The organism is Pseudomonas sp. ITEM 17296 (assembly GCF_028895205.1).
Classification (GTDB): domain Bacteria; phylum Pseudomonadota; class Gammaproteobacteria; order Pseudomonadales; family Pseudomonadaceae; genus Aquipseudomonas; species Aquipseudomonas kermanshahensis.
In genome coordinates this window covers 43930-64951 of the sequence record NZ_WJRS01000023.1, presented here as the reverse complement: position 1 = coordinate 64951, position 21022 = coordinate 43930, and the positions used below count along the sequence as shown (strand labels likewise).

Annotated in this window: 17 protein-coding genes; 12 read left to right on the top strand and 5 right to left on the bottom strand. The window is 62.8% G+C overall.

Annotation, left to right across the window (positions count from 1 at the left end; genetic code table 11):
• Positions 1 to 53: 53 nt before the first annotated feature.
• Complete coding sequence (locus tag GIB19_RS21755; RefSeq protein ID WP_099428420.1) at positions 54 to 1013, bottom strand: glucokinase; 960 nt, start codon at positions 1011 to 1013, stop codon at positions 54 to 56.
• Complete coding sequence (gene edd / locus GIB19_RS21750) at positions 1010 to 2836, bottom strand: phosphogluconate dehydratase (RefSeq protein ID WP_099428419.1); 1827 nt, start codon at positions 2834 to 2836, stop codon at positions 1010 to 1012. Before edd ends, GIB19_RS21755 begins: the two co-directional genes overlap by 4 nt.
• 263 nt (positions 2837 to 3099) lie before the next feature.
• On the opposite strand from edd, the gene gap reads away from it, so the two are divergent.
• The 6 genes from gap to GIB19_RS21720 all read left to right on the top strand — a co-directional run bounded on the left by gap (position 3100) and on the right by GIB19_RS21720 (position 10192).
• The gene (gene gap / locus GIB19_RS21745; RefSeq protein WP_027595659.1) at positions 3100 to 4101 is read left to right on the top strand and encodes a type I glyceraldehyde-3-phosphate dehydrogenase; all 1002 of its coding nucleotides are present in this window, start codon (positions 3100 to 3102) and stop codon (positions 4099 to 4101) included.
• A 430-nt stretch (positions 4102 to 4531) separates the two neighbouring features.
• Positions 4532 to 5044 (top strand): RNA polymerase sigma factor, encoded by a 513-nt coding sequence (locus tag GIB19_RS21740; protein ID WP_027595658.1) that lies wholly within the window; start codon positions 4532 to 4534, stop codon positions 5042 to 5044.
• 91 nt (positions 5045 to 5135) lie between these two features.
• Positions 5136 to 6098, top strand: coding sequence for a FecR family protein (locus tag GIB19_RS21735; RefSeq protein WP_099453039.1), 963 nt, complete (start codon positions 5136 to 5138; stop codon positions 6096 to 6098).
• Positions 6099 to 6248: 150 nt separating this feature from the next.
• Positions 6249 to 8837, top strand: coding sequence for a TonB-dependent receptor (locus GIB19_RS21730; RefSeq protein ID WP_274887936.1), 2589 nt, complete (start codon positions 6249 to 6251; stop codon positions 8835 to 8837).
• Positions 8838 to 9130: 293 nt separating this feature from the next.
• On the top strand, positions 9131 to 9724 hold the full coding sequence (locus GIB19_RS21725; protein ID WP_274887935.1) for a biliverdin-producing heme oxygenase: 594 nt from the start codon (positions 9131 to 9133) through the stop codon (positions 9722 to 9724).
• 54 nt (positions 9725 to 9778) lie between these two features.
• Complete coding sequence (locus GIB19_RS21720) at positions 9779 to 10192, top strand: YbaN family protein (protein WP_186703521.1); 414 nt, start codon at positions 9779 to 9781, stop codon at positions 10190 to 10192.
• On the opposite strand, the gene arcD (GIB19_RS21715) is transcribed toward GIB19_RS21720, so the two are convergent.
• Positions 10172 to 11599, bottom strand: a complete 1428-nt coding sequence (arcD, locus tag GIB19_RS21715) for an arginine-ornithine antiporter (protein WP_186675695.1) — start codon at positions 11597 to 11599, stop codon at positions 10172 to 10174. The genes GIB19_RS21720 and arcD (GIB19_RS21715) overlap by 21 nt on opposite strands.
• Before the next feature lie 433 nt (positions 11600 to 12032).
• Here arcD (GIB19_RS21715) and arcD (GIB19_RS21710) point away from each other — a divergent pair, with 433 nt between their 5' ends.
• The 6 genes from arcD (GIB19_RS21710) (at position 12033) to GIB19_RS21685 (ending at position 19042) form a co-directional block, all read left to right on the top strand.
• Positions 12033 to 13460 (top strand): arginine-ornithine antiporter, encoded by a 1428-nt coding sequence (gene arcD / locus GIB19_RS21710; RefSeq protein WP_186675694.1) that lies wholly within the window; start codon positions 12033 to 12035, stop codon positions 13458 to 13460.
• Between the two features lie 32 nt (positions 13461 to 13492).
• On the top strand, positions 13493 to 14755 hold the full coding sequence (arcA, locus tag GIB19_RS21705; RefSeq protein WP_019471749.1) for an arginine deiminase: 1263 nt from the start codon (positions 13493 to 13495) through the stop codon (positions 14753 to 14755).
• 69 nt (positions 14756 to 14824) lie between these two features.
• Complete coding sequence (locus GIB19_RS21700; RefSeq protein ID WP_274887934.1) at positions 14825 to 15835, top strand: ornithine carbamoyltransferase; 1011 nt, start codon at positions 14825 to 14827, stop codon at positions 15833 to 15835.
• 176 nt (positions 15836 to 16011) lie between these two features.
• Positions 16012 to 16941 carry a carbamate kinase gene (gene arcC, locus GIB19_RS21695; protein ID WP_085272675.1) on the top strand — a complete coding sequence of 310 codons (930 nt, stop codon included), beginning with the start codon at positions 16012 to 16014 and terminating at the stop codon, positions 16939 to 16941.
• 56 nt (positions 16942 to 16997) lie between these two features.
• Positions 16998 to 17366 (top strand): DUF5064 family protein, encoded by a 369-nt coding sequence (locus GIB19_RS21690; protein WP_186675687.1) that lies wholly within the window; start codon positions 16998 to 17000, stop codon positions 17364 to 17366.
• A 167-nt stretch (positions 17367 to 17533) separates the two neighbouring features.
• Entirely contained in the window at positions 17534 to 19042 is a 1509-nt protein-coding gene (locus GIB19_RS21685) for a sigma-54-dependent transcriptional regulator (protein ID WP_027595647.1), read from the top strand.
• On the opposite strand, the gene GIB19_RS21680 is transcribed toward GIB19_RS21685, so the two are convergent.
• Positions 19037 to 20206: an MFS transporter gene (locus GIB19_RS21680; RefSeq protein ID WP_274887933.1), complete on the bottom strand. Its 1170-nt coding sequence runs from the start codon at positions 20204 to 20206 to the stop codon at positions 19037 to 19039. The genes GIB19_RS21685 and GIB19_RS21680 overlap by 6 nt on opposite strands.
• Positions 20199 to 21011, bottom strand: a complete 813-nt coding sequence (locus tag GIB19_RS21675) for an alpha/beta fold hydrolase (RefSeq protein ID WP_274887932.1) — start codon at positions 21009 to 21011, stop codon at positions 20199 to 20201. The genes GIB19_RS21680 and GIB19_RS21675 overlap by 8 nt, the downstream gene beginning before the upstream one ends.
• Positions 21012 to 21022 lie beyond the last annotated feature (11 nt).

The window sequence follows — 21022 nt, the reverse complement described above, 5'->3', positions numbered from 1 at the left end:
GCGCCATCCTGTAGGAGCAGCCTTGTGCTGCGAAGGGCCGCAAAGCGCTCCCATCAGTGATCCAGCGCCTGCTGCAAAGCCACCCCGGCCCCCAGCAGCCCCGAAAACTCAGCCGTCACCAACCACACCGGCACCCCGGCAAAATACCCACTCATGCAGCCCTTGTCGGCAAAGCTCGTGGCAAACCCACTGCGCAGGAACAGCTCGGCAAACCGAGGGATCACCCCCCCGACAATATAAACCCCACCGCGCGCGCCCAAGGTCAGCACATTGTTGCCCGCCACGCGGCCCAGGAAGCGGCAGAACTGCTCGACCACCGCCAACGCCCGCGGCTCACCGCCCAGGGCGGCATCGGTAATCTGCGCCGGGGTCTTGTGCCGCGGTGTGTCGCCATCCAGCGCGCACAGGGCTTGATACAAGCGCACCAGGCCTCCACCACTGAGCACGGTCTCGGCACTGACATGGCCAATCTGGCTGTGAATCTGTTGGTGGATCGCGGCCTCGCGGGCATTGCCCACCGGCAGGTCGACATGCCCACCTTCACCGGGTAGCGCCTGCCAGTGCTGCTCGCCAAGGCGCAGCAGGCTGCCGACACCCAGCCCGGTACCGGGCCCGATTACCAGCGCAGGCCGCAGCGGGTCGGCATGGCCAGGGCACACCTCGTGAAACTCGCCCGCTTGCAGGCGGGTCATGCCCAGCGCCATGGCCGAGAAGTCGTTGATCAGCATCAGCCGCTCGACCTGCAGCGTGCTGCAGAACGCACGGCGGCTCAGGCGCCAATGGTTGTTGGTGAAGCGAAACTCATCGCCATCGACCGGCCCGGCCACCGCCAGGCACACCGCCGACAGGCCACCCCGGGCAATGCCCTGATCCTTCAGGTAGGCCTCGATGGCCTGCTCAGGGCTTGTGTAGTCCGCGGTGGCGAATACCTTCACCTGGTACAGCTGGTTGTCACGCCACAACGCAAAACGGGCATTGGTGCCACCGATGTCGCCAACCAGCAAGTCCTTCATTTGAGGTTCTCCAAAGCCGAGGTAAAGGCGCTGGCGCCCTGCTCGGCCGGGCTGAACGCCATGCGCATGAAGCCGAACAGCTCGCGCCCGCAACCCAGGTCATTGCCTTGGGGGGCGGGTGGCAGGTCACGGCTGGCCAGTTCTTCGGCCGATACCTTCACCTGCAGCGTGCCGGCAACGCCATCGACCCGCACGATATCACCCTCGCGCACGCGCGCCAGCGGGCCGCCATCGTAGGCTTCGGGGCACACGTGGATGGCGGCCGGGATCTTGCCCGACGCGCCCGACATGCGCCCATCGGTCACCAGCGCCACTTTGTAGCCGCGGTCCTGCAGCACACCCAGGAACGGCGTCAGCTTGTGCAGCTCGGGCATGCCGTTGCAACGCGGCCCCTGGAAGCGCACCACAGCGACGAAGTCGCACTCAAGCTCACCGGCCTTGAAGGCATCGGCCAGCGACTGCTGGTCGTGGAAGATCCGCGCCGGGGCCTCCACCACCTGGTGTTCGGGGGCAACGGCGGAGACTTTCATCACACCACGCCCCAGGTTGCCTTCCATCACCCGCAGGCCGCCTTCGGCTGAGAACGGCCGCGCCACTGGGCGCAGAATGCTTTCGTCCAGGCTCTGCGTCGGCCCTTCGCGCCAGACCAGCTTGCCGTTGTCGAGGAACGGCTCTTGGGTATAACGGCGCAAGCCATGGCCTGCCACGGTGTTGACGTCTTCGTGCAGCAAGCCGGCATCGAGCAGCTCGCGAATCAGGAAAGCCATACCGCCGGCGGCCTGGAAGTGGTTGATGTCGGCCTTGCCGTTGGGGTAAACGTGAGACAACGTCGGCACCACTTCGGACAGGTCGGCCATGTCTTGCCAGGTCAACTGGATGCCTGCCGCCTGGGCGATCGCCGGCATGTGCAAGGTGTGGTTGGTGGAGCCGCCGGTGGCGTGCAAGGCAACGATCGAGTTGACCAGCGCCTTCTCGTCGACGATCTCGCCCAGCGGCATGAAGCTGCCACTGGCCTTGGTCATGCGCGTGACCTGCTGCGCCGCCTCGGCGGTGAGCGCGTCACGCAATGGCGTGTAAGGGTTGACGAACGAGGCGCCCGGCAGGTGCAGCCCCATCACTTCCATCACCAGCTGGTTGGTGTTGGCGGTGCCGTAGAAGGTGCAGGTGCCTGGGCTGTGGTAGGAGTTCATCTCCGATTCCAGCAGTTCTTCGCGGCTGGCCTTGCCTTCGGCGTAGCGCTGGCGCACGTCGGCCTTCTGCTTGTTGGAGATGCCCGACAGCATCGGGCCACCTGGCACGAAAATGGTCGGCAAGTGCCCGAAGCGCAGCGCACCCATCATCAGGCCGGGGACGATCTTGTCGCAGATGCCGAGCATCAGCGCGGCATCGAACATGTTGTGCGACAGGGCAACAGCGGTGGACATGGCGATCACTTCACGGCTGGCAATGGCCAGCTCCATGCCCGGCTCGCCCTGGGTCACGCCATCGCACATGGCCGGTACTCCGCCGGCGAACTGGCCAACCGAGCCGACGTCGCGCAGGGCCTGTTTGATTTGTTCGGGGAAGTGCTGGTACGGCTGGTGCGCCGAGAGCATGTCGTTGTAGGCGGAGACGATGGCGACGTTGGCTGCGTTCATCAGGCGCAGGCTCTGCTTGTCCTGCGCGCCACAACCGGCGACGCCGTGGGCGAAGTTGGCGCACTGCAAGCTGGCACGCATGGGTCCGTCACTGGCCGCGCCGCGAATCAGCTGCAGGTAGCGTTCACGGGTGGCACGGCTGCGTTCGACCAGCCGTTGGGTGACCTCAAGGATGCGCGGGTGCATGTACTGGACTCCAGGCTAACTGTAGGGGCGGCTTACCGGGCATTTCCCCTCCAAACGATTGCGACCTAGGCTCTAGGAAAGGGCCTGGAGGTCTCGCTGGGGTGGCCTGCCCGACCACTCGTTGTATGTTTAAACAAAATACTGCCACTAAAAAGGCTTGTTTTCTATCTGATAGTGAATAATCTTGTAATTCCAACAACAAAACCGTTTCAGTGAAGCCCCTTTGTGCCACAGGCCTCACTCGAACCGCCAGAGGTAATGCCATGACCCTTCGCATCGCCATCAATGGATTCGGCCGCATTGGGCGTAATGTCCTCCGCGCACTGTATACCCAAGGCTACCGCCAGGACCTGCAGGTCGTCGCCATCAACGACCTGGGCGACAGCGCCATGAACGCCCATCTGCTCAAGTACGACAGCGTGCACGGCACCTTCGACGCCAGCGTCGAAGCCGATCATGAAAGCCTGACGGTCAATGGTGACCGCATCGCAGTCAGTGCCATCCGCAACCCGGCCGAACTGCCCTGGAAGGCCGAAGCGATCGACGTGGTGTTCGAATGCACCGGGCTGTTCACCGAACGCGCCAAGGCCGCCGCACACCTGGCCGCTGGTGCTGGCAAAGTGATCGTCTCGGCGCCAGCCAAAGGTGCCGATGCCACCGTGGTGTACGGGGTCAACCACGACGTGCTGCGCGCTTCGCACCAGATCATTTCCAATGCCTCCTGCACCACCAACTGCCTGGCGCCCATCGCCCAGGTGCTGCACCGCGAGTTCGGCATCGAGCAGGGCCTGATGACCACCATCCATGCCTACACCAACGACCAGGTACTTACCGACGTCTACCACAGCGACCCCTACCGGGCACGCTCGGCCACCCAGTCGATGATCCCGAGCAAGACCGGCGCCGCCGAAGCCGTGGGCCTGGTGCTGCCGGAGCTGGCCGGCAAGCTGACCGGCATGGCGGTACGGGTACCGGTGATCAACGTGTCGCTGGTGGACCTCACCGTCAACCTCAAGCGCGAAGCCAGTGCCGACGAGGTCAACCAACTGTTCCTGGAGGCCAGCCGGCATTCCAGAGTATTGGGCTACAACGCATTGCCTTTGGTTTCCTGCGATTTCAATCACAACCCGTTATCGTCGATCTTCGATGCCAACCATACCCGGGCCAATGGGCGGATGCTCAAGGTGCTGGCCTGGTATGACAATGAATGGGGGTTCTCCAACCGGATGCTGGATAACTGCCTGGCGTTGTGCAGCGCCCAGTAACCCAGCGGCATACGTTTCTCTGTAGGAGCAGCCTTGTGCTGCGAAGAGGCCGGTACAGCCCCTAATGCTGTTCACTTAAGTTATCCATCGGCTGTATGGGGGCCGCTTTGCGGCCCTTCGCGGCACAAGGCCGCTCCCACAATGTTCGCGCATGCCCTGTAAATAGGGGCATAACGCGGTCGGTGTGGGAGCGGCCTTGTGCCGCGATGGGCCGCAGAGCGGCCCCGGCATTCTTAAGTGAACAGCTTGACGGTACAGCCCAGCATTTTCGGGGCGTCTACCGGCCTCTTCGCAGCACAAGGCTGCTCCTACACGGGGATGCGCTAGGTTGGGGTAACCACAATCTTTACCATTTCTAAACACTTCCAGACTTGACCTTTGGTACAGATGATAAGCATTATCATTAACCTTTCGTCGGCCAGGTCCCCCCGTGAGTCAGTCCCGGTTCAACTCCGTCTTCCTCGTCCAGCGCCTCACCCTGCTGCGCACCCTGCAACGCATGGTGGGCAACCCCAGCACGGCCGAGGACCTGCTGCAGGAAACCTACCTGCGGGTGTCCCGTGCCTTGAGCGAGCGGCCCATCGAGCATATCGAACCCTTCGTGTTCCAGACTGCGCGCAACCTGGCCCTCGACCACCTGCGCGCACGCCGGGTGCAAGCACGCATGCTGGTCGACGACGTGCCCGACGAGGTGCTGCACAGCATTGCCGCCCCTGCCAGCAGCAGCGAAGACGCCGCCCACGCCGAGCAGTTGCTCGAGCACCTCAGCGTCAGCCTCAACCAACTGAGCGAGCGCCAGCAGCGCATCTTCATCCTCAGCCGCCTGCATGGCGCCACCTACCTGGAAATCGCCGAGCAATTGAACGTCTCCGCCAGCACGGTTCAGAAGGAACTGAAACTGATCATGGCGATCTGCATGGGCGTCGCCGACCGTCTCAAGTGAAACGACCACCGGCCCGCCAGGCAACGCAAAGCGCTTGCCACACCCCGCCTTAGCCTTGATCATTCGTGAATAACCCTTTCAAGGATTCACCGTGACCGACCACCCCGCCCCTCGCCCGACACCCGCCGGGCTCAATGCCCGTGCCCGTGCCAGGGACGAGGCGCTGGACTGGCTGGTACGCCTGCAATGCGCCGATGCACAGGACACCCAGGCCTTCGAAGCCTGGCTCAGCGCCGCACCGGAAAACGCCGAAGCCTACGTTGAAGCAGAAGCGCTGTGGAATGGCATGCCGCTGCACCAGGCTGCCGTGCAACTGCATCAGGGCCAGCGTCGGTCGTTGCGCGGGCGCCTGCGCAGCCACTGGAAGCCCTTGGCCACCGCTGCAGTGCTGCTGGTCGGCCTGTTCACCCTCGGCAACCTGCCCATGCGCCTGCAGGCCGACCACCTGACCGTGGTCGGTGAGCGCCAGCGCCTGCAGCTGGACGACGGCGCAAAAGTGCTGCTCAACACCAATTCGGCGTTTGCCAGCGACCTGCGCGAAGGGCGTCAGGTGGCCCGTCTGCTCCAGGGCGAGGCCTACTTCCAGGTCCCTGAGGGCGGGCAAGTGCCGCTCGAAGTGCAGGCCGGCCCTTTGCGCGCTCAGGTGCGTGATACCGACTTTGCCGTGCGGTACCTGGACGGCGAAGCCCAGGTGCGGGTACAGCGCGGTGACGTTGACCTGCAGGCCGCCAGTGACCAGCGCATCCGGCTCAGTGCCGGCGACAGCATCAGCGTCGGCCCCCAGGGCTTTGGCCAGCGACAGCGCGCAGACATGCAAAAGGACCTGGCCTGGGTCGATGGCCGCCTGGTGTTCGAGAACTGCCCGTTGAGCCAGGTGCTGGCCGAGGTCAGGCGCTACTACCCCGGCTGGATCATCAACCGTAACGCCGGCCTCGAAGACGTCGCGGTGACCGGCAACTATCGCCTCGACCAACCGCTGGAAACCCTGCGTGCCTTGGCCCACATCACCTCTGCCCGGCTGCATGAATACCCCGCGGTGGTCATCCTCAACTGAGTAACCGCTGCATCCCTTGCCTGCACGATAAATTATTTTTACGCGATCGCGCTGCCCCGCCCGTCTCGTTATAGCCAATGCAACTGATTCTTGTTTGAAAACAAGAACGGTCATCACCTATAACAGTTCGCGCGTCTGGGAGCGCTTTCGATGTCCACAGGTCCAACTCGCCCGTCCACACTTTCCCGCCGTACAGGGCAATTGTCCCTGCTGAGCCTGGCCCTGCTCACCTGCGGCGCCTGCAGCCTGCCAGCCCTGGCCGCCGAACCTGCCCAGGCCAGCAGCCCGCGCATGGGCGACTATCGCTTCAGCATCGGCCAGCAGCCGCTGGTCTCGGCCATCAATGCCTTCAGCCAAGTGACCGGCTGGCAAGTCGGTTTCAGTGCCGAGCTGGCCGATAACGTGGCCTCGCCAGGGGTGCAAGGTGCACTGCCACCGGAAGCTGCGCTCAAGCGCCTGCTCAAGGGCACGGGCCTAGGCTATCGCAAGATCAGTAACGGCAATGTGGTGCTCGAACGCCAGACCACGGGCAATGTCATCGCCCTGCAGCAGGTGACTGTCAGCGCCACGCGCAGCGCCCAGGACGTCAGCCAGGTGCCGAGCACCGTCAGCGTGCAGACCCGCGAGCAATTGGACCGGCAAAACGTCAACAACATTCAGGACCTGGTGCGTTACGAGCCGGGGGTTTCGGTGGCGGGTACCGGCCAACGCAGCGGCCTGAACGGTTACAACATCCGCGGCATCGACGGTGAGCGGATCCTCACCCAGGTCGACGGCGTGTCGATCCCCGACAGCTTCTTCTACGGCCCTTACGCCCAGACCCAGCGCAACTATGTCGACCCCGAAATCGTCAAGCGCGTGGAGATCCTGCGCGGCCCGGCGTCGGTGCTGTACGGCAGCAACGCCATCGGCGGTGCGGTGAGCTACTTCACCCTCGACCCAGACGACATCATCAAACCCGGCAAGGACGTCGGCGCCCGCTTGAAGACCGGTTACAGCTCGGCCGACGAAAGCTGGCTGACCTCCGCCACCGTTGCCGGCCGCCAGGGCGACGTCGATGGCTTGCTGCACCTGAGCCAGCGCAACGGCCACGAGACCGAATCTTACGGTGGCCACAGCGGTGACGGCCTGGCCCGCACCGAAGCCAACCCGCAGGACGCGCGCACCACCAACGTGCTGGCCAAACTGGGTTGGAACTACGCCGACGACGCACGCCTGGGGTTCACCTACGAGCGTTACAAGGATGACCGCGACCAGAATATTCTCAGTGCGGTGGGTGGGCCGTTCATCGGTGGTACCACCGCGATGGGCTTCTACAAGGCGCGTAACGGCAACGACACCATTACCCGCGAGCGCTTCGGCATCAACCACGAGTTTGGCCTGGACTCGCTGGTTGCCGACCACGTGAAGTGGAGCCTGAACTACCAGATCGCCAAGACTGACCAGCACACTGAGGAAGTCTACGCGCCTATTACCCGCCAGGTGCTGCGCACCCGGGACACCACCTACAAAGACCGCCAGTGGGTGTTCGATGCCCAGCTGGACAAGGCCTTCAGCATTGGCGCTACTGACCACCTGCTGACCTACGGCACCACCCTCAAGCATGAAAAGGTTACCGGCTCGCGCAGCGGCACCGGCACCTGCCTGGCCGTTGGCGTGGGTTGCTCCGCCGCCGGTGCAGACCGCCCGGCAGACGGCCAGGCCCTGGTCAGCGACTTCCCGGACCCGACCGTGAACACCTACAGCCTGTTCGTCCAGGACGAAATCCGCTGGAACAACTGGACCTTCCTGCCCGGCGCCCGCTACGACTACACGCACATGGAGCCCAAGTTCACCGACGCCTTCCTGCGTGGCCTGGAGTCTACCGGCACGGCGCCTACCTCCCAGGACGACTCGGACAAGAAGTGGCACCGCGTCTCGCCCAAATTCGGCCTGACCTACGCCTTCAACGATAACTACACCTGGTACGGCCAGTACGCCGAAGGCTTCCGCACCCCGACCGCCAAGTCCATGTACGGCCGCTTCCAGAACCTAGAACAAGGCTATCGCGTAGAGGGCAACCCGGGGCTTGAGCCTGAGAAGAGCAAAAGCTACGAAACCGGCCTGCGCGGCAACTTCGACGCCGGCAACTTCGATGTGGCGGTGTACTACAACAAGTACCGCGACTTCATCGACGAAGACGCCGTGCAAAGCGCCAACCTGGAGCAAACCTTCCAGGCCAACAACATCAAGCACGCCACCATCAAGGGCGCCGAGGTCAAGGGCCGCCTGAACCTGGATCACTTCGGTGCGCCGCAAGGCCTGTACACCCAGGGCTCGATTGCCTACACCTACGGCCGCAACGATGACACCGGCCAGCCGTTGAACACCGTCAACCCGCTGAAGGGCGTGTTCGGCCTGGGTTACGAGCAGCAGAACTACGGCGGCCTGTTGAGCTGGACGCTGGTCAAGCGCAAGACCCGCGTGGACGACACCCACTTCTACGCGCCCGACGGTTCGAGCAGCAAGTTCCGCACCCCGGGCTATGGCGTGCTGGACCTGACCGGCTTCTACAAGGTGACCGACGACGTCACCATCAACGCCGGCCTGTACAACCTTGCCGACAAGAAGTACTGGCAGTGGGATTCGGTGCGCAGCTACGACGGCCAGGGTGAAGCGGCTGTGACCCAGCCGGCCAACATGGACCGCCTGACCATGCCGGGGCGTAACTTTGGCATCAATGTGGTGTGGGATATCTGATCGCTTGGGTAGGCCTTGATTGTTGCAGTGCTTGAGATCGAGCGCCGCTTGCGCGGCGCTTCGCAGCACAAGGCTGCTCCTACATTTTTTCGGGCCAATTACTCCTGAGGTAAGGGCGCGCGCAAACAGGTGTAGGAGCAGCCTTGTGCTGCGAAACGCCGCGCAAGCGGCGCTCGACCCTAAAGGCGCTACAACTCTCAAGGCCTACACCCGAAAACCCCAGTTTTTTTACTGTCCCGCCCCCGCTATTTCGTCTTGTCTCTAGACGCCCCCTTTTTCCAAGGACTGCCCCCATGACCGAACGCCCAGCCCTGCGCTCCCAGCGCCTCAACCAGATCACCCACGCCCCGCACGCCGAGCTGGATGCCCTGGTCAAGTCCCACGCGCCCTTCGACAGCCGTGAAAGCTTCGCCCGCTTCGTGGTCGCCCAGTACCTGTTCCAGTCCGAACTCAAGGCCTTGTACACCGACCCGCAACTGATCGCCATCGTCCCCGATCTGGCCGAGCGCTGCCGCGCCGAGCAGGCCCGCCTGGACCTCGCCGACCTCAACACCGAAGTGCCTGGCCCAGTGCCCGGCGCGGTACAAAATCCGAGCCTGGGCGAAGCCATGGGCTGGATCTTCGTCTCCGAAGGCTCCAAACTGGGCGCTGCGTTTCTGATCAAGCGGGCCGTGGCCCTGGAGCTGTCCGACAACTTTGGCGCTCGCCACCTGGGCGAACCGGCCGGCGGCCGTGCCGAAGGCTGGAAACAGTTCACCCGTATCCTCGATGGCCTAGCGCTGTCGGCCGACGAAGAGGCCGCCGCCGAACGCGGCGCAGTCGCAGCCTTCAAGCGCTTCACCGAGCTGCTCAAACACGCCTATGCCGCGGATGCCGCGTTGGTCTGACACGCTATGCCCGGCCACCCCACCGGTGGCCGAACCGTTTTTTGCAGTGAGACCATGACCCAACCTGCCCGCTCGAAAATCGCCCGCCTGCTGTATGGAATCCTGGCTTACGTCAGCTTGGGGATAGGCCTGGTCGCGATCGTCATTCCTGGCCTGCCGACCACTGAGTTCATCTTGCTGGCCGCCTGGGCCGCCACCCGCAGTTCACCGCGCCTTTCTGCCTGGCTGGAGAACCACCGGTTGTTCGGGCCGATTCTGTTCAACTGGCGCAATGGCAAGGTGATTCAGCGTCGGGCCAAGGTCAGTGCAACCCTCAGCATGCTGCTGTGCGCGGGGCTGATGCTGACCTTCCTCGACCATCACTGGCCCGTGTTTCTGGCGATTGGCGGCATGACCCTGGGCAACCTGTGGATCTGGTCACGCCCAGAACAGGCCTGCCCAGCCGGCTCACAAGCTCAGCAACCCTGAATACAGCGCATACGCCGCCAGCGCAGCGCCCGCCAGCACCGCGGCAAAAATGAGCTTCTCCCACGTCGTGAACAGGGTCTGCCCCTGCTCGTGCTTGGCCCTGGCGAACAGAATCACCCCAGGGGCATACAACAGTGCCGACAGCAGCAGGTACTTGAGCCCACCGGCATACAGCAGCCACACCGCATACAGCAGAGCAACCAACGCCACCAGCAGGTCTTTGCGCCGCAACGCCGCTTGCCCGGCGTAGGTGTCTGCACGTACCGCCAACAACACCGCATACGCCGCTGACCACAGGTAAGGCACCAGGATCATCGACGACGCCAGGTAGATCAGGCTGGTGTAGGTCCCAGCCGAAAACAGCGTAATCAGTAGAAACCCCTGGATCATGCAGTTGGTCAGCCACAGGGCGTTGGCCGGTACATGGTTGGCGTTTTCCTTGGCCAGAAAGCGCGGCATGGTCTTGTCACGCGCGGTGGCAAACAGGATCTCCGCACACAGCAACGCCCAGGAAAGCAGTGCGCCGAGCAGCGAAATGGCCAAGCCGATACTGATCAGCAACGCACCCCACGGGCCGACGATGTGCTCCAGCACCGAGGCCAACGACGGGTTCTGCAAGCCCGCCAGCTCTGGTTGGGTCATCACGCCCAGCGACAGCACGTTGACCAGCACCAACAGCGCCAGCACCCCCAGAAAACCGATCACCGTGGCCTTGCCCACATCCGAGCGGCGCTGCGCACGCCCGGAATACACGCTGGCGCCTTCGATACCGATGAACACGAACACGGTCACCAGCATCATGTTGCGCACCTGGTCCAGCACATTGCCGAACTGCGGGTTGCTCAAGCCCCAGATATCACGGGTAAAGATATCGGCCCGGAATGCGAAGGCCGCGATGACGATGAAGATCAGCAACGGCACCACCTTGGCCACGGTGGTCACCTGGTTGATGAACGCCGCCTCCTTGATCCCGCGCAACACCAGAAAGTGCACCGCCCACAGCAGCAGCGAAGCGCAGCCGATGGCGATGGGCGTGTTGCCCTCGCCAAAGACCGGAAAATAAAACCCCAGCGTACTGAACAGCAGCACGAAATAGCCGACGTTGCCGAGCCAAGCACTGATCCAGTAACCCCAGGCCGACGAAAAGCCCATGTAGTCGCCAAAGCCGGCCTTGGCGTAGGCATACACACCCGAGTCCAGTTCGGGCTTGCGGTTGGCCAGCGTCTGGAACACGAACGCCAGGGCCAGCATGCCAACCGCGGTGATGGCCCAACCGATCAGCACCGCCCCCACATCGGCACGCGCCGCCATGTTCTGTGGCAGCGAGAAGATCCCGCCGCCGATCATCGAGCCAACCACCAGTGCGATCAACGCGCCCAAGCGCAGCTTCTGTCCCGGTTCGCTCATGTGCCTCCCTTTTTTCACCCGCTGTCATGCGTTTGAAACAGCCGTGGCGGCCATATAAAAGGCATGATTTATATTGAATAAGGCCATAAAAGCTATAGCAGTCATAACTGCTTTGTCTATGCGATGCCTCAGTAAAAACTAGCAGCTGCCCAGCAACTAGGGAAGAAACTGTTAAAACTCGAAATTCTTGTGAAAAATTTGCGAAAGCCTCAAAAACAGCTAGCTTCAAGCATCGCAGGCCGAACAGAGCGTTTGCTCTAGAAGGACATGGAGGTGCCAGCGTGCAAGGCCTGCAGCAAAGCTGTCGGCACTCTCCAGGAGCCACGTGAAGGATTTTTCCTACTTTACGTGCCCGTGAACTGACCCAAGTCAGCCCATGGTGCAGGCGTCGGATTTACTCTGTCGTCAACTTTCTCCTGGCAGGAGTTGTTAAATGTCTGATTCATCCGGAAAACTAAAACTCGGTGCGTTAGTTGCACTGGTAGTAGGCTCAATGATTGGCGGCGGGATCTTCTCATTGCCGCAAAACATGGCGGCCAGCGCGGGGGTTGGTGCAGTGCTGATCGGCTGGGCCATCACCGCGGTCGGCATGCTGACCTTGGCGTTCGTGTTCCAGACCCTGGCCAACCGTAAACCTGACCTGGACGGCGGTGTGTACGCCTACGCCAAAGCCGGTTTCGGTGACTACATGGGCTTTTCGTCGGCCTGGGGTTACTGGATAAGCGCCTGGCTCGGCAACGTCGGTTACTTCGTGCTGCTGTTCAGCACCCTCGGTTACTTCTTCCCGATCTTCGGTGAGGGCAACACCCCCGCCGCGATCATTGGCGCCTCGATCCTGCTGTGGGCCGTGCACTTCCTGGTGCTGCGCGGGATCAAGGAAGCGGCGTTCATCAACCTGGTCACCACGGTCGCCAAGATCGTGCCGCTGGTGCTGTTCGCCCTCATCTGCCTGTTCGCCTTCAAACTCGATGTGTTCACCGCCGATATCTGGGGCCTGGGCACACCAGAGCTGGGCAGCGTGATGAACCAGGTGCGCAACATGATGCTGGTCACCGTCTGGGTGTTCATCGGCATCGAGGGCGCGAGCATCTTCTCGTCACGGGCGGAAAAACGCAGTGACGTGGGCAAGGCCACCGTCATCGGCTTTGTCACCGTGCTGTTGTTCTTGGTGCTGGTCAACGTACTTTCGCTGGGCATCATGACTCAACCGGAACTGGCCAAGCTGCAGAACCCATCGATGGCCGCCGTGCTTGAACATGTGGTCGGCCACTGGGGGGCGGTGCTGATCAGCGTCGGCCTGATCATCTCGCTGCTCGGGGCACTGCTGTCGTGGGTGCTGCTGTGCGCCGAGATCATGTTCGCGGCCGCCAAAGACCACACCATGCCGGAGTTCCTGCGCCGCGAAAACGCCAACCAGGTACCGGCCAACGCCCTGTGGCTGACCAACGCCATGGTGCAGATCTTCCTGGTCATCACGCTGTTCTCCAGCAGTACCTACCTGTCGCTGATCTACCTCGCCACCTCGATGATCCTGGTGCCTTACCTGTGGTCGGCGGCGTATGCCTTCCTGCTGGCACTGCGCAGCGAAACCTACGAGCAAGCCCTGGCCGAACGCAAGAAGGACCTGTTCATCGGCGCCGTCGCCTTGCTGTACGCCATCTGGCTGCTGTACGCCGGCGGCGTGAAGTACCTGCTGCTCTCGGCCCTGCTGTACGCCCCTGGGGCCATCCTGTTCGCCAAGGCCAAGCGCGAGGTTGGCCAACCCATCTTTACCAACGTGGAAAAACTGATCTTCGCGGCCGTGGTCGTCGGCGCCCTGGTGGCTGCCTATGGCCTGTACGACGGCTTCCTGACCCTTTGACCCACGTCTTCGCACACATGGAGGAATGAACAATGTCCGCTGAAAAACAGAAGTACGGTGTCCACTCCGAAGCCGGCAAACTGCGCAAAGTGATGGTCTGCTCCCCTGGGCTGGCCCACAAGCGCCTGACCCCGAGCAACTGCGATGAACTGCTGTTCGACGATGTGATCTGGGTCGACCAGGCCAAGCGCGACCATTTCGACTTCGTCACCAAGATGCGCGAGCGCGGCGTCGATGTGCTGGAAATGCACAACCTGCTGACCGACATCGTGCAGCAACCGGAAGCCCTCAAGTGGATCCTGGACCGCAAGATTACCTCTGACACCGTGGGTGTCGGCCTGACCAACGAGGTGCGTAGCTGGCTCGAAGGGCTGGAACCACGCCACCTGGCGGAGTTCCTGATTGGCGGCGTGGCTGGCCAGGACCTTCCAGTAAGCGAAGGCGCCGAAGTGATCAAGATGTACAACAAGTACCTGGGTCACTCCAGCTTCATTCTGCCGCCGCTGCCCAACACCCAATTCACCCGTGACACCACCTGCTGGATCTACGGTGGTGTAACGCTCAACCCGATGTACTGGCCTGCGCGGCGCCAGGAAACGCTGCTGACCACCGCCATTTACAAGTTCCACAAGGAGTTCACCGGTGCCGACTTCCAGGTCTGGTATGGCGACCCGGACAAGGATCACGGCAATGCCACCCTCGAGGGCGGCGACGTGATGCCAGTCGGCAAGGGTATCGTGCTGATCGGCATGGGTGAGCGCACCTCGCGCCATGCCATCGGCCAACTGGCTCAGAACCTGTTCGAGAAAGGCGCTGCCGAAAAAGTCATCGTCGCTGGCCTGCCCAAGTCCCGCGCAGCGATGCACCTGGACACCGTGTTCAGCTTCTGCGACCGCGACCTGGTAACGGTATTCCCCGAGGTGGTGAAGGAGATCAAACCCTTCATCATCACCCCGGACTCCAGCAAGCCCTATGGCATGAACATCGCGCCGCAGGATGCCTCCTTCCTCGAAGTGGTATCCGAGCAATTGCTGGGTAAGAAAGACAAGCTGCGCGTGGTCGAAACCGGCGGCAACAGCTTTGCCGCCGAGCGCGAACAGTGGGATGACGGCAACAACGTGGTGGCCATCGAGCCGGGCGTGGTCATCGGCTACGACCGCAACACCTACACCAACACCCTGCTGCGCAAGGCCGGTATCGAGGTCATCACCATCAGCGCCGGCGAACTGGGCCGGGGCCGTGGCGGCGGCCACTGCATGACCTGCCCAATCGTGCGCGACCCAATCGACTACTAACGACCATACGCCCGGCCGCGCCCACAAAGCGGCGGCCGGGATGTTTGCCAAACTCAAGGAGAAACTGTCATGGCGTTCAATATTCACAACCGCAACCTGCTCAGCCTCGAACATCACACCACGCGCGAGCTGCGCTACCTGCTGGACCTATCCCGCGACCTCAAGCGCGCCAAATACACCGGTACCGAGCAGCAGCACCTGAAGGGCAACAACATCGCCCTGATCTTCGAGAAGACCTCGACCCGCACCCGCTGCGCCTTCGAAGTCGCCGCCTATGACCAGGGCGCCAACGTCACCTACATCGACCCCAACTCCTCGCAAATCGGCCACAAAGAAAGCATGAAGGACACCGCCCGCGTGCTCGGGCGCATGTACGATGCCATCGAGTACCGCGGCTTCAAGCAAGAGATCGTCGAGGAACTGGCCAAGTTCGCTGGCGTGCCCGTGTTCAACGGCCTCACCGATGAATACCACCCCACCCAGATGATCGCCGACGTGCTGACCATGCGTGAGCACAGCGACAAGCCGCTGCACGACATCAGCTACGCCTACCTGGGCGATGCCCGCAACAACATGGGCAACTCGCTGCTGCTGATCGGCGCCAAGCTCGGCATGGACGTACGCATCGCCGCGCCCAAGTCGCTGTGGCCACACGACGACCTGGTCGAACGCTGCAAGAAATACGCGGAAGAAAGCGGCGCACGCATCACCCTCACCGAAGACCCGAAAGCGGCGGTCAAGGGCGTGGACTTCGTGCACACCGACGTCTGGGTATCGATGGGCGAGCCGATCGAAGCCTGGGGCGAGCGCATCAAGCAGCTCAAGCCTTACCAGGTGAATGCCGAGCTGATGAAGGCCACCGGCAACCCACGGACCAAGTTCATGCACTGCCTGCCGGCCTTCCACAACTCGGACACCAAGGTGGGCAAGCAGATCGCCGAACAGTACCCAGACCTGGCCAACGGTATCGAAGTGACCGATGACGTGTTCGAGTCGCCGGCCTGCATCGCCTTCGAGCAGGCGGAAAACCGCATGCACACGATCAAGGCGATCCTGGTGTCGACCCTGGCTGACCTGTAAGGGCTGACTCGACGGGAGGAACAACCCTGAACCCTGTGGGAGCGGGTTTACCCGCGAAAGCGTCAGCCCATAAGCCATCACTGGCCTTGCCGACGCATTCGCGGGTAAACCCGCTCCCACAGGGTCGGTGCCCGTCTTGGGAGCAGCACCCACTTTTCCAATAAAGGACATTCCCCATGCGTATCGTTGTTGCATTGGGCGGCAACGCCCTGCTGCGTCGCGGCGAGCCCATGACCGCTGACAACCAGCGCGCCAATATCCGCACCGCCACCGAGCAGATCGCCAAGATTCACCCCGGCAACGAACTGGTCATCGCCCACGGCAACGGCCCACAGGTGGGCTTGCTGTCGCTGCAGGCGCTGTCCTACAAGCCGGACGAAGCCTATCCGCTGGACGTGCTCGGTGCCGAAACCGAAGGCATGATCGGCTACATGATCGAACAAGAGCTGGGCAACCTGCTGGCGTTCGAAGTGCCGTTCGCCACCCTGCTCACCCAAGTCGAAGTGGACGCCAACGACCCGGCCTTCAAAGACCCGACCAAATTCATCGGCCCGGTCTACAGCAAGGAAGAAGCCGAGCGCCTGGCCAAGGAAAAAGGCTGGGTGGTCAAGGCCGACGGCGACAAGTACCGCCGTGTGGTGGCCAGCCCCAAACCCAAGCGCATCTTCGAGATCCGCCCGATCAAGTGGCTGCTGGAAAAAAGCAGCATCGTGATCTGCGCCGGTGGCGGTGGCATCCCCACCATGTACGACGAAAACCGCAAGCTCAAAGGTATCGAAGCGGTCATCGACAAGGACCTGTGCTCCGCACTGCTGGCCGAGCAATTGGAAGCCGACCTTCTGATAATCGCCACCGACGTCGATGCGGCCTACATTGACTGGGGCAAGCCTACGCAAAAAGCCATTGCCCAGGCCCACCCCGACGAACTCGAACGCCTGGGCTTCGCCGCTGGCTCCATGGGGCCGAAGGTGCAGGCGGCCAGTGACTTTGCCCGCAACACCGGCAAAGTGGCGGTGATCAGCTCGCTGGAGAACATCGAAGACATCGTCAAAGGCACCGCCGGCACCCGGGTTTCCACCGCCAAGCCTGGGATCAGCTACCGTTGAATGCAGTGGGTGGGCGCCTAGCGCCCGCCATTTTCGACCTTCCAAAGGAGCTTGCCATGGCCCAGTACCACCCTGGTCATGTACACATCGAGCGCAGCGCGCTGAACACCAATGACCACAGCTATGACCTGAACATCGAATACGAGGCCGCGACGGACCCCAAGGAAGGCAGAGGCATTCAGTTTCACATGCATGGCAGCATCGAAGGCAAGCCGGTGGAAGAAAAGTTCTTCCTCGCCAAGGACCAAGTGTTGCCCAGCTTCCTCATGCTGTTGACCCGCAAGGCTCAGTCTTACCTGGCCCCGCCGAAGAAGTTCGAGAACCTGAGCTCACCGCACAAACTCTACGACTACATGTTCGCGGACATTCGCGAAAAGCTGGACGTGAAATCGGGCGACGCGATCAAGCCTGAACATCTGGAGTGACAATGCAATTGGGGCCGCTTTGCGACCCTTTCGCGACGCAAGGCCGCTCCTACAGAAGACGCTCTACCTTTGTAGGAGCGGCCTTGCGTCGCGAATGGGCCGCAAAGCGGCCCCGGCAATGTTAAGGCATACTAGCGCCCTCCCCGGCCATCACCGCAACCCTCCCCATGCGCATCCACGTCAGCTTCATCGACCGCGTCGGCATCACCCAGGAAGTCCTCGCCCTGCTCGGTGCCCGCAACCTCAACCTGGACGCCGTGGAGATGGTCCCGCCGAACGTCTACATCGACGCCCCGACCCTCAGCCCCGCCGTGCTCGAAGAGTTGCACGACGCCTTGTTCGAAGTGCAGGGCGTGCAGTCGGTGGATGTGGTCGACATCCTCCCGGGCCAACGCCGCCACCTGCAGCTCGACGCCCTGCTCGCGGCCATGAGCGACCCGGTGCTGGCGGTGGACAGCGCAGGCCTGGTGCTGCTGGCCAACCCGGCGTTGATTGCCCTGTGCGGGCGCGAGTCGGCCGGGCGCTCGGTGGGTGAACTGTTCGGCGACAACGGCCTGCTTCAGGCCCTGCAAGACAACAACTTCCACCTGCCAATGCGCGAGATGCAGCTCAATGGCCAGAGCCTGCTGCTCGACGCCACCCCCATCACCAACGCCGGCGGCCTGCTGACCCTGTACCCGCCGACGCGCATGGGCGAGCGCCTGTCGGCCTTGCACCATGACCACGCCGAAGGCTTCGATGCCTTGCTCGGTGAGTCACCGGCCATCCGTACCCTCAAAGCCCGTGCCCTGCGCGTGGCGGCCCTCGACGCACCCTTGCTGGTACATGGCGAGACCGGCACTGGCAAAGAGCTCGTGGCCCGCGCCTGCCATGCCATCAGCAGCCGCCATGCCGCGCCGTTTCTTGCCCTGAACTGCGCCGCGCTGCCCGAGAGCCTGGCCGAGAGCGAGCTGTTCGGCTATGCCCCAGGCGCCTTTACCGGTGCGCAACGCGGTGGCAAACCGGGGCTGATGGAACTGGCCAACCAAGGCACGGTGTTTCTCGACGAGATCGGCGAAATGTCGCCCTACCTGCAGGCCAAGCTGCTGCGTTTTCTCAGCGACGGCAGCTTCCGGCGCGTGGGTGGCGACCGTGAGGTGAAGGTGGATGTACGCATCATCAGCGCCACCCACCGCGACCTGGAGCGCATGGTGGCCGAAGGCACCTTCCGTGAAGACCTGTTCTACCGCCTCAACGTGCTCAACCTGCAGGTGCCACCGCTGCGCGACCGTGGCCAGGACATCCTGATGCTGGCGCACTTCTTCATGCAGCAGGCCTGCACGCAGATCCAGCGCCCACCCTGCCGGCTTACGCCAGCTACCCACTCGGCGCTGCTTGCCAACCCATGGCCAGGCAACGTGCGGCAGTTGCAGAACGTGATTTTCCGCGCTGCGGCCATCTGCGAAGGCAACCTGGTGGACATTGGCGACCTGGACATCGCCGGCACTTCGGTGGCCCGCGGCCAGGACGGCGAAGTGGCGAGCCTGGAGCAAGCTGTGGGCGACTTCGAGCGGGAACTCTTGCAGCGCTTATATGCAAGTTATCCCTCAACACGGCAATTGGCCGGCAGGCTGCAAACGTCGCATACCGCCATTGCGCAGCGGCTGCGCAAGTACGGTATACCCGGAAAGTCATGAGGCCTGTTGAACAGCCCGAAGGTTATTGACCGGACGCAACAGGGTGCTCAACCCCAACAGCACGAAGGCACCAATCATCATCACCGCCCAAGCCCAGTGCAATGAGCTGAGCTGGTCACGCACGATACCGGCGAGCAGTGGCATGCTGGCGGCAATCAGGTACCCACCACCTTGCACGAACGCCAACAGCGCGCCGGCCTTGGACGGTGAATCCGCGTGGTCCATGGCAACGATCAACGAGAGAGGGAAAAGCGCCCCAATGCCCAGGCCCAGGCATACCGTCGCCACGGCCGCCAACGCTACCGGCGCGACCATCAGGCACGCCAACCCTGCTATCAACAACAGAATGACCAACACCAAGGGGTGCCTGCGGTCAGGAAAGCGCTGGATCAAGGATGACACGAGCAACCCGGCGAGCACTTCGGTGACGGTCAGTGCCCCCAGCAGGTAACCCGCCTCGGCCGCTGTCCACCCCAACTCGATGTAGAACGGCGGCAACCAGGCCAGCACCAAGGTGTAGGCACCAGTGCCAATGCCGAAAAACAGCAACAGCAACCAGGCCCGCGCGCTGCGGTAGGGCAATGTGGCCGCCACCTGTCCGCCAGGCGTACCACGCGCTAGCAACAGCCAGACGATCAGGGCGACCAATGCCGGGACGGCAGCGTAGCCCAACGACAGTTGCCAGCCGAACAGGCTCGCGCCGGGTGCTGCCGTGGCGGCGGCCAACGCGGCGCCCGCCATGATGCCGGTGGTGAACAACCCCATCAGCATGCCGGCACTTTGCGGATGGCTGCCTTTGAGGAACGCTGGCATCAGCGCCTGAATGATCGCAATGCCGATACCGCCCAGTGCCGCCGTGGCGATGAGCGCTTCGGCAGTGCTGACGTAGGCGCGTGCAGCGCAGCTCAGCGCAATCAGCACGATGCCTGTCGCCACGCCCGTAGTCTCGCCGACCAGACGCAGCAGCCAGGGGCCGGACAATGCGAACACGCCCATCATCATCACCGGCAAGGTTGTCAGCAGGCCGGCTTGGGTATTGCTCAGCCCCAGGTCGTGCTGCAGCAATTGCAGCAGCGGGCCGATGGCAGCCATGACCGGGCGCAGGTTCAAGCCGATCAGTATCGCCAGCAACCCGACACAGGCTTTGTTGGGGGTATCAGACATGATGGAGGGGCTCCTGCAGAAACGCACCGGTTACCTGGTTGAATGCCTGTGCCAGCGGTACGTTGAATACGTGCCCCTCGCCAGCGAGGGTGGCCAGGCGAGCGTGACCGATGTTGCTGCAGATGGTTTCGGCCTCGGCGCTGGGGCTGATCGGGTCAAATTCTGCGGCGAGCACCAGTGTGGCAGCCTCAATGCGTTGCAAATGGCCAGTCAGGTCGTACTGCTTCATGCCCTCGCACCAGCGGACCTGGTTGTGCGCCCGTAACTGCGCCGCCTGGGCGTGCCACGCCTGGTAAAGCCGCTGACCATGGGGCGAGGCGGCGAAGTCCGCACCCACCAATGCAGGCCAGCTCGATTTGAACCGCTTGAGGCAACCATCCTGCTTGTCTAAGGCGGCCGCCCACTCGCTGAGCAGCCCTCGGCGATGCGCCGTGCTCATGCTGGCGAAGGTGCCGGCAACGATCAGTTTCTCTACGGCGTGAGGTGCATGGCAGGCCATCTCAAGGGCCACCATGCCCCCCAGGGACAAGCCGATCAGCTGGATGCTGTCGAGCCCAAGGTGGTCCAGCAGCGCCAGCATCTCCAAGGCTTGGGCGTGCGCGGTGATGCCTTCGGGTGCATCACTGGATGCACCGTGCCCTAGCAGGTCGGGTACGATGACACGGTGCCCGAGGCCAAGCAGCGCGCTGAGCTGCGGCATCCACGCCCTGCCGCTGTTGCCCAACCCGTGCAGCAGGAGTACAGGGCTACCGGAGCCGGTGTCATGATAATAGTGACGATGCTGTCCATGTATGAAAAAAGCCATGCTGCCTCCTG

Coding starts and splice junctions, on each gene's coding strand:
- GIB19_RS21755 (WP_099428420.1), bottom strand. CDS start 1,013: ATGAAGGACTTGCTGGTTGGCGACATCGGTGGCACCAATGCCCGTTTT.
- edd (WP_099428419.1), bottom strand. CDS start 2,836: ATGCACCCGCGCATCCTTGAGGTCACCCAACGGCTGGTCGAACGCAGC.
- gap (WP_027595659.1), top strand. CDS start 3,100: ATGACCCTTCGCATCGCCATCAATGGATTCGGCCGCATTGGGCGTAAT.
- GIB19_RS21730 (WP_274887936.1), top strand. CDS start 6,249: ATGTCCACAGGTCCAACTCGCCCGTCCACACTTTCCCGCCGTACAGGG.
- GIB19_RS21725 (WP_274887935.1), top strand. CDS start 9,131: ATGACCGAACGCCCAGCCCTGCGCTCCCAGCGCCTCAACCAGATCACC.
- GIB19_RS21720 (WP_186703521.1), top strand. CDS start 9,779: ATGACCCAACCTGCCCGCTCGAAAATCGCCCGCCTGCTGTATGGAATC.
- arcD (WP_186675695.1), bottom strand. CDS start 11,599: ATGAGCGAACCGGGACAGAAGCTGCGCTTGGGCGCGTTGATCGCACTG.
- arcD (WP_186675694.1), top strand. CDS start 12,033: ATGTCTGATTCATCCGGAAAACTAAAACTCGGTGCGTTAGTTGCACTG.
- arcA (WP_019471749.1), top strand. CDS start 13,493: ATGTCCGCTGAAAAACAGAAGTACGGTGTCCACTCCGAAGCCGGCAAA.
- GIB19_RS21700 (WP_274887934.1), top strand. CDS start 14,825: ATGGCGTTCAATATTCACAACCGCAACCTGCTCAGCCTCGAACATCAC.
- arcC (WP_085272675.1), top strand. CDS start 16,012: ATGCGTATCGTTGTTGCATTGGGCGGCAACGCCCTGCTGCGTCGCGGC.
- GIB19_RS21690 (WP_186675687.1), top strand. CDS start 16,998: ATGGCCCAGTACCACCCTGGTCATGTACACATCGAGCGCAGCGCGCTG.
- GIB19_RS21685 (WP_027595647.1), top strand. CDS start 17,534: ATGCGCATCCACGTCAGCTTCATCGACCGCGTCGGCATCACCCAGGAA.
- GIB19_RS21680 (WP_274887933.1), bottom strand. CDS start 20,206: ATGTCTGATACCCCCAACAAAGCCTGTGTCGGGTTGCTGGCGATACTG.
- GIB19_RS21675 (WP_274887932.1), bottom strand. CDS start 21,011: ATGGCTTTTTTCATACATGGACAGCATCGTCACTATTATCATGACACC.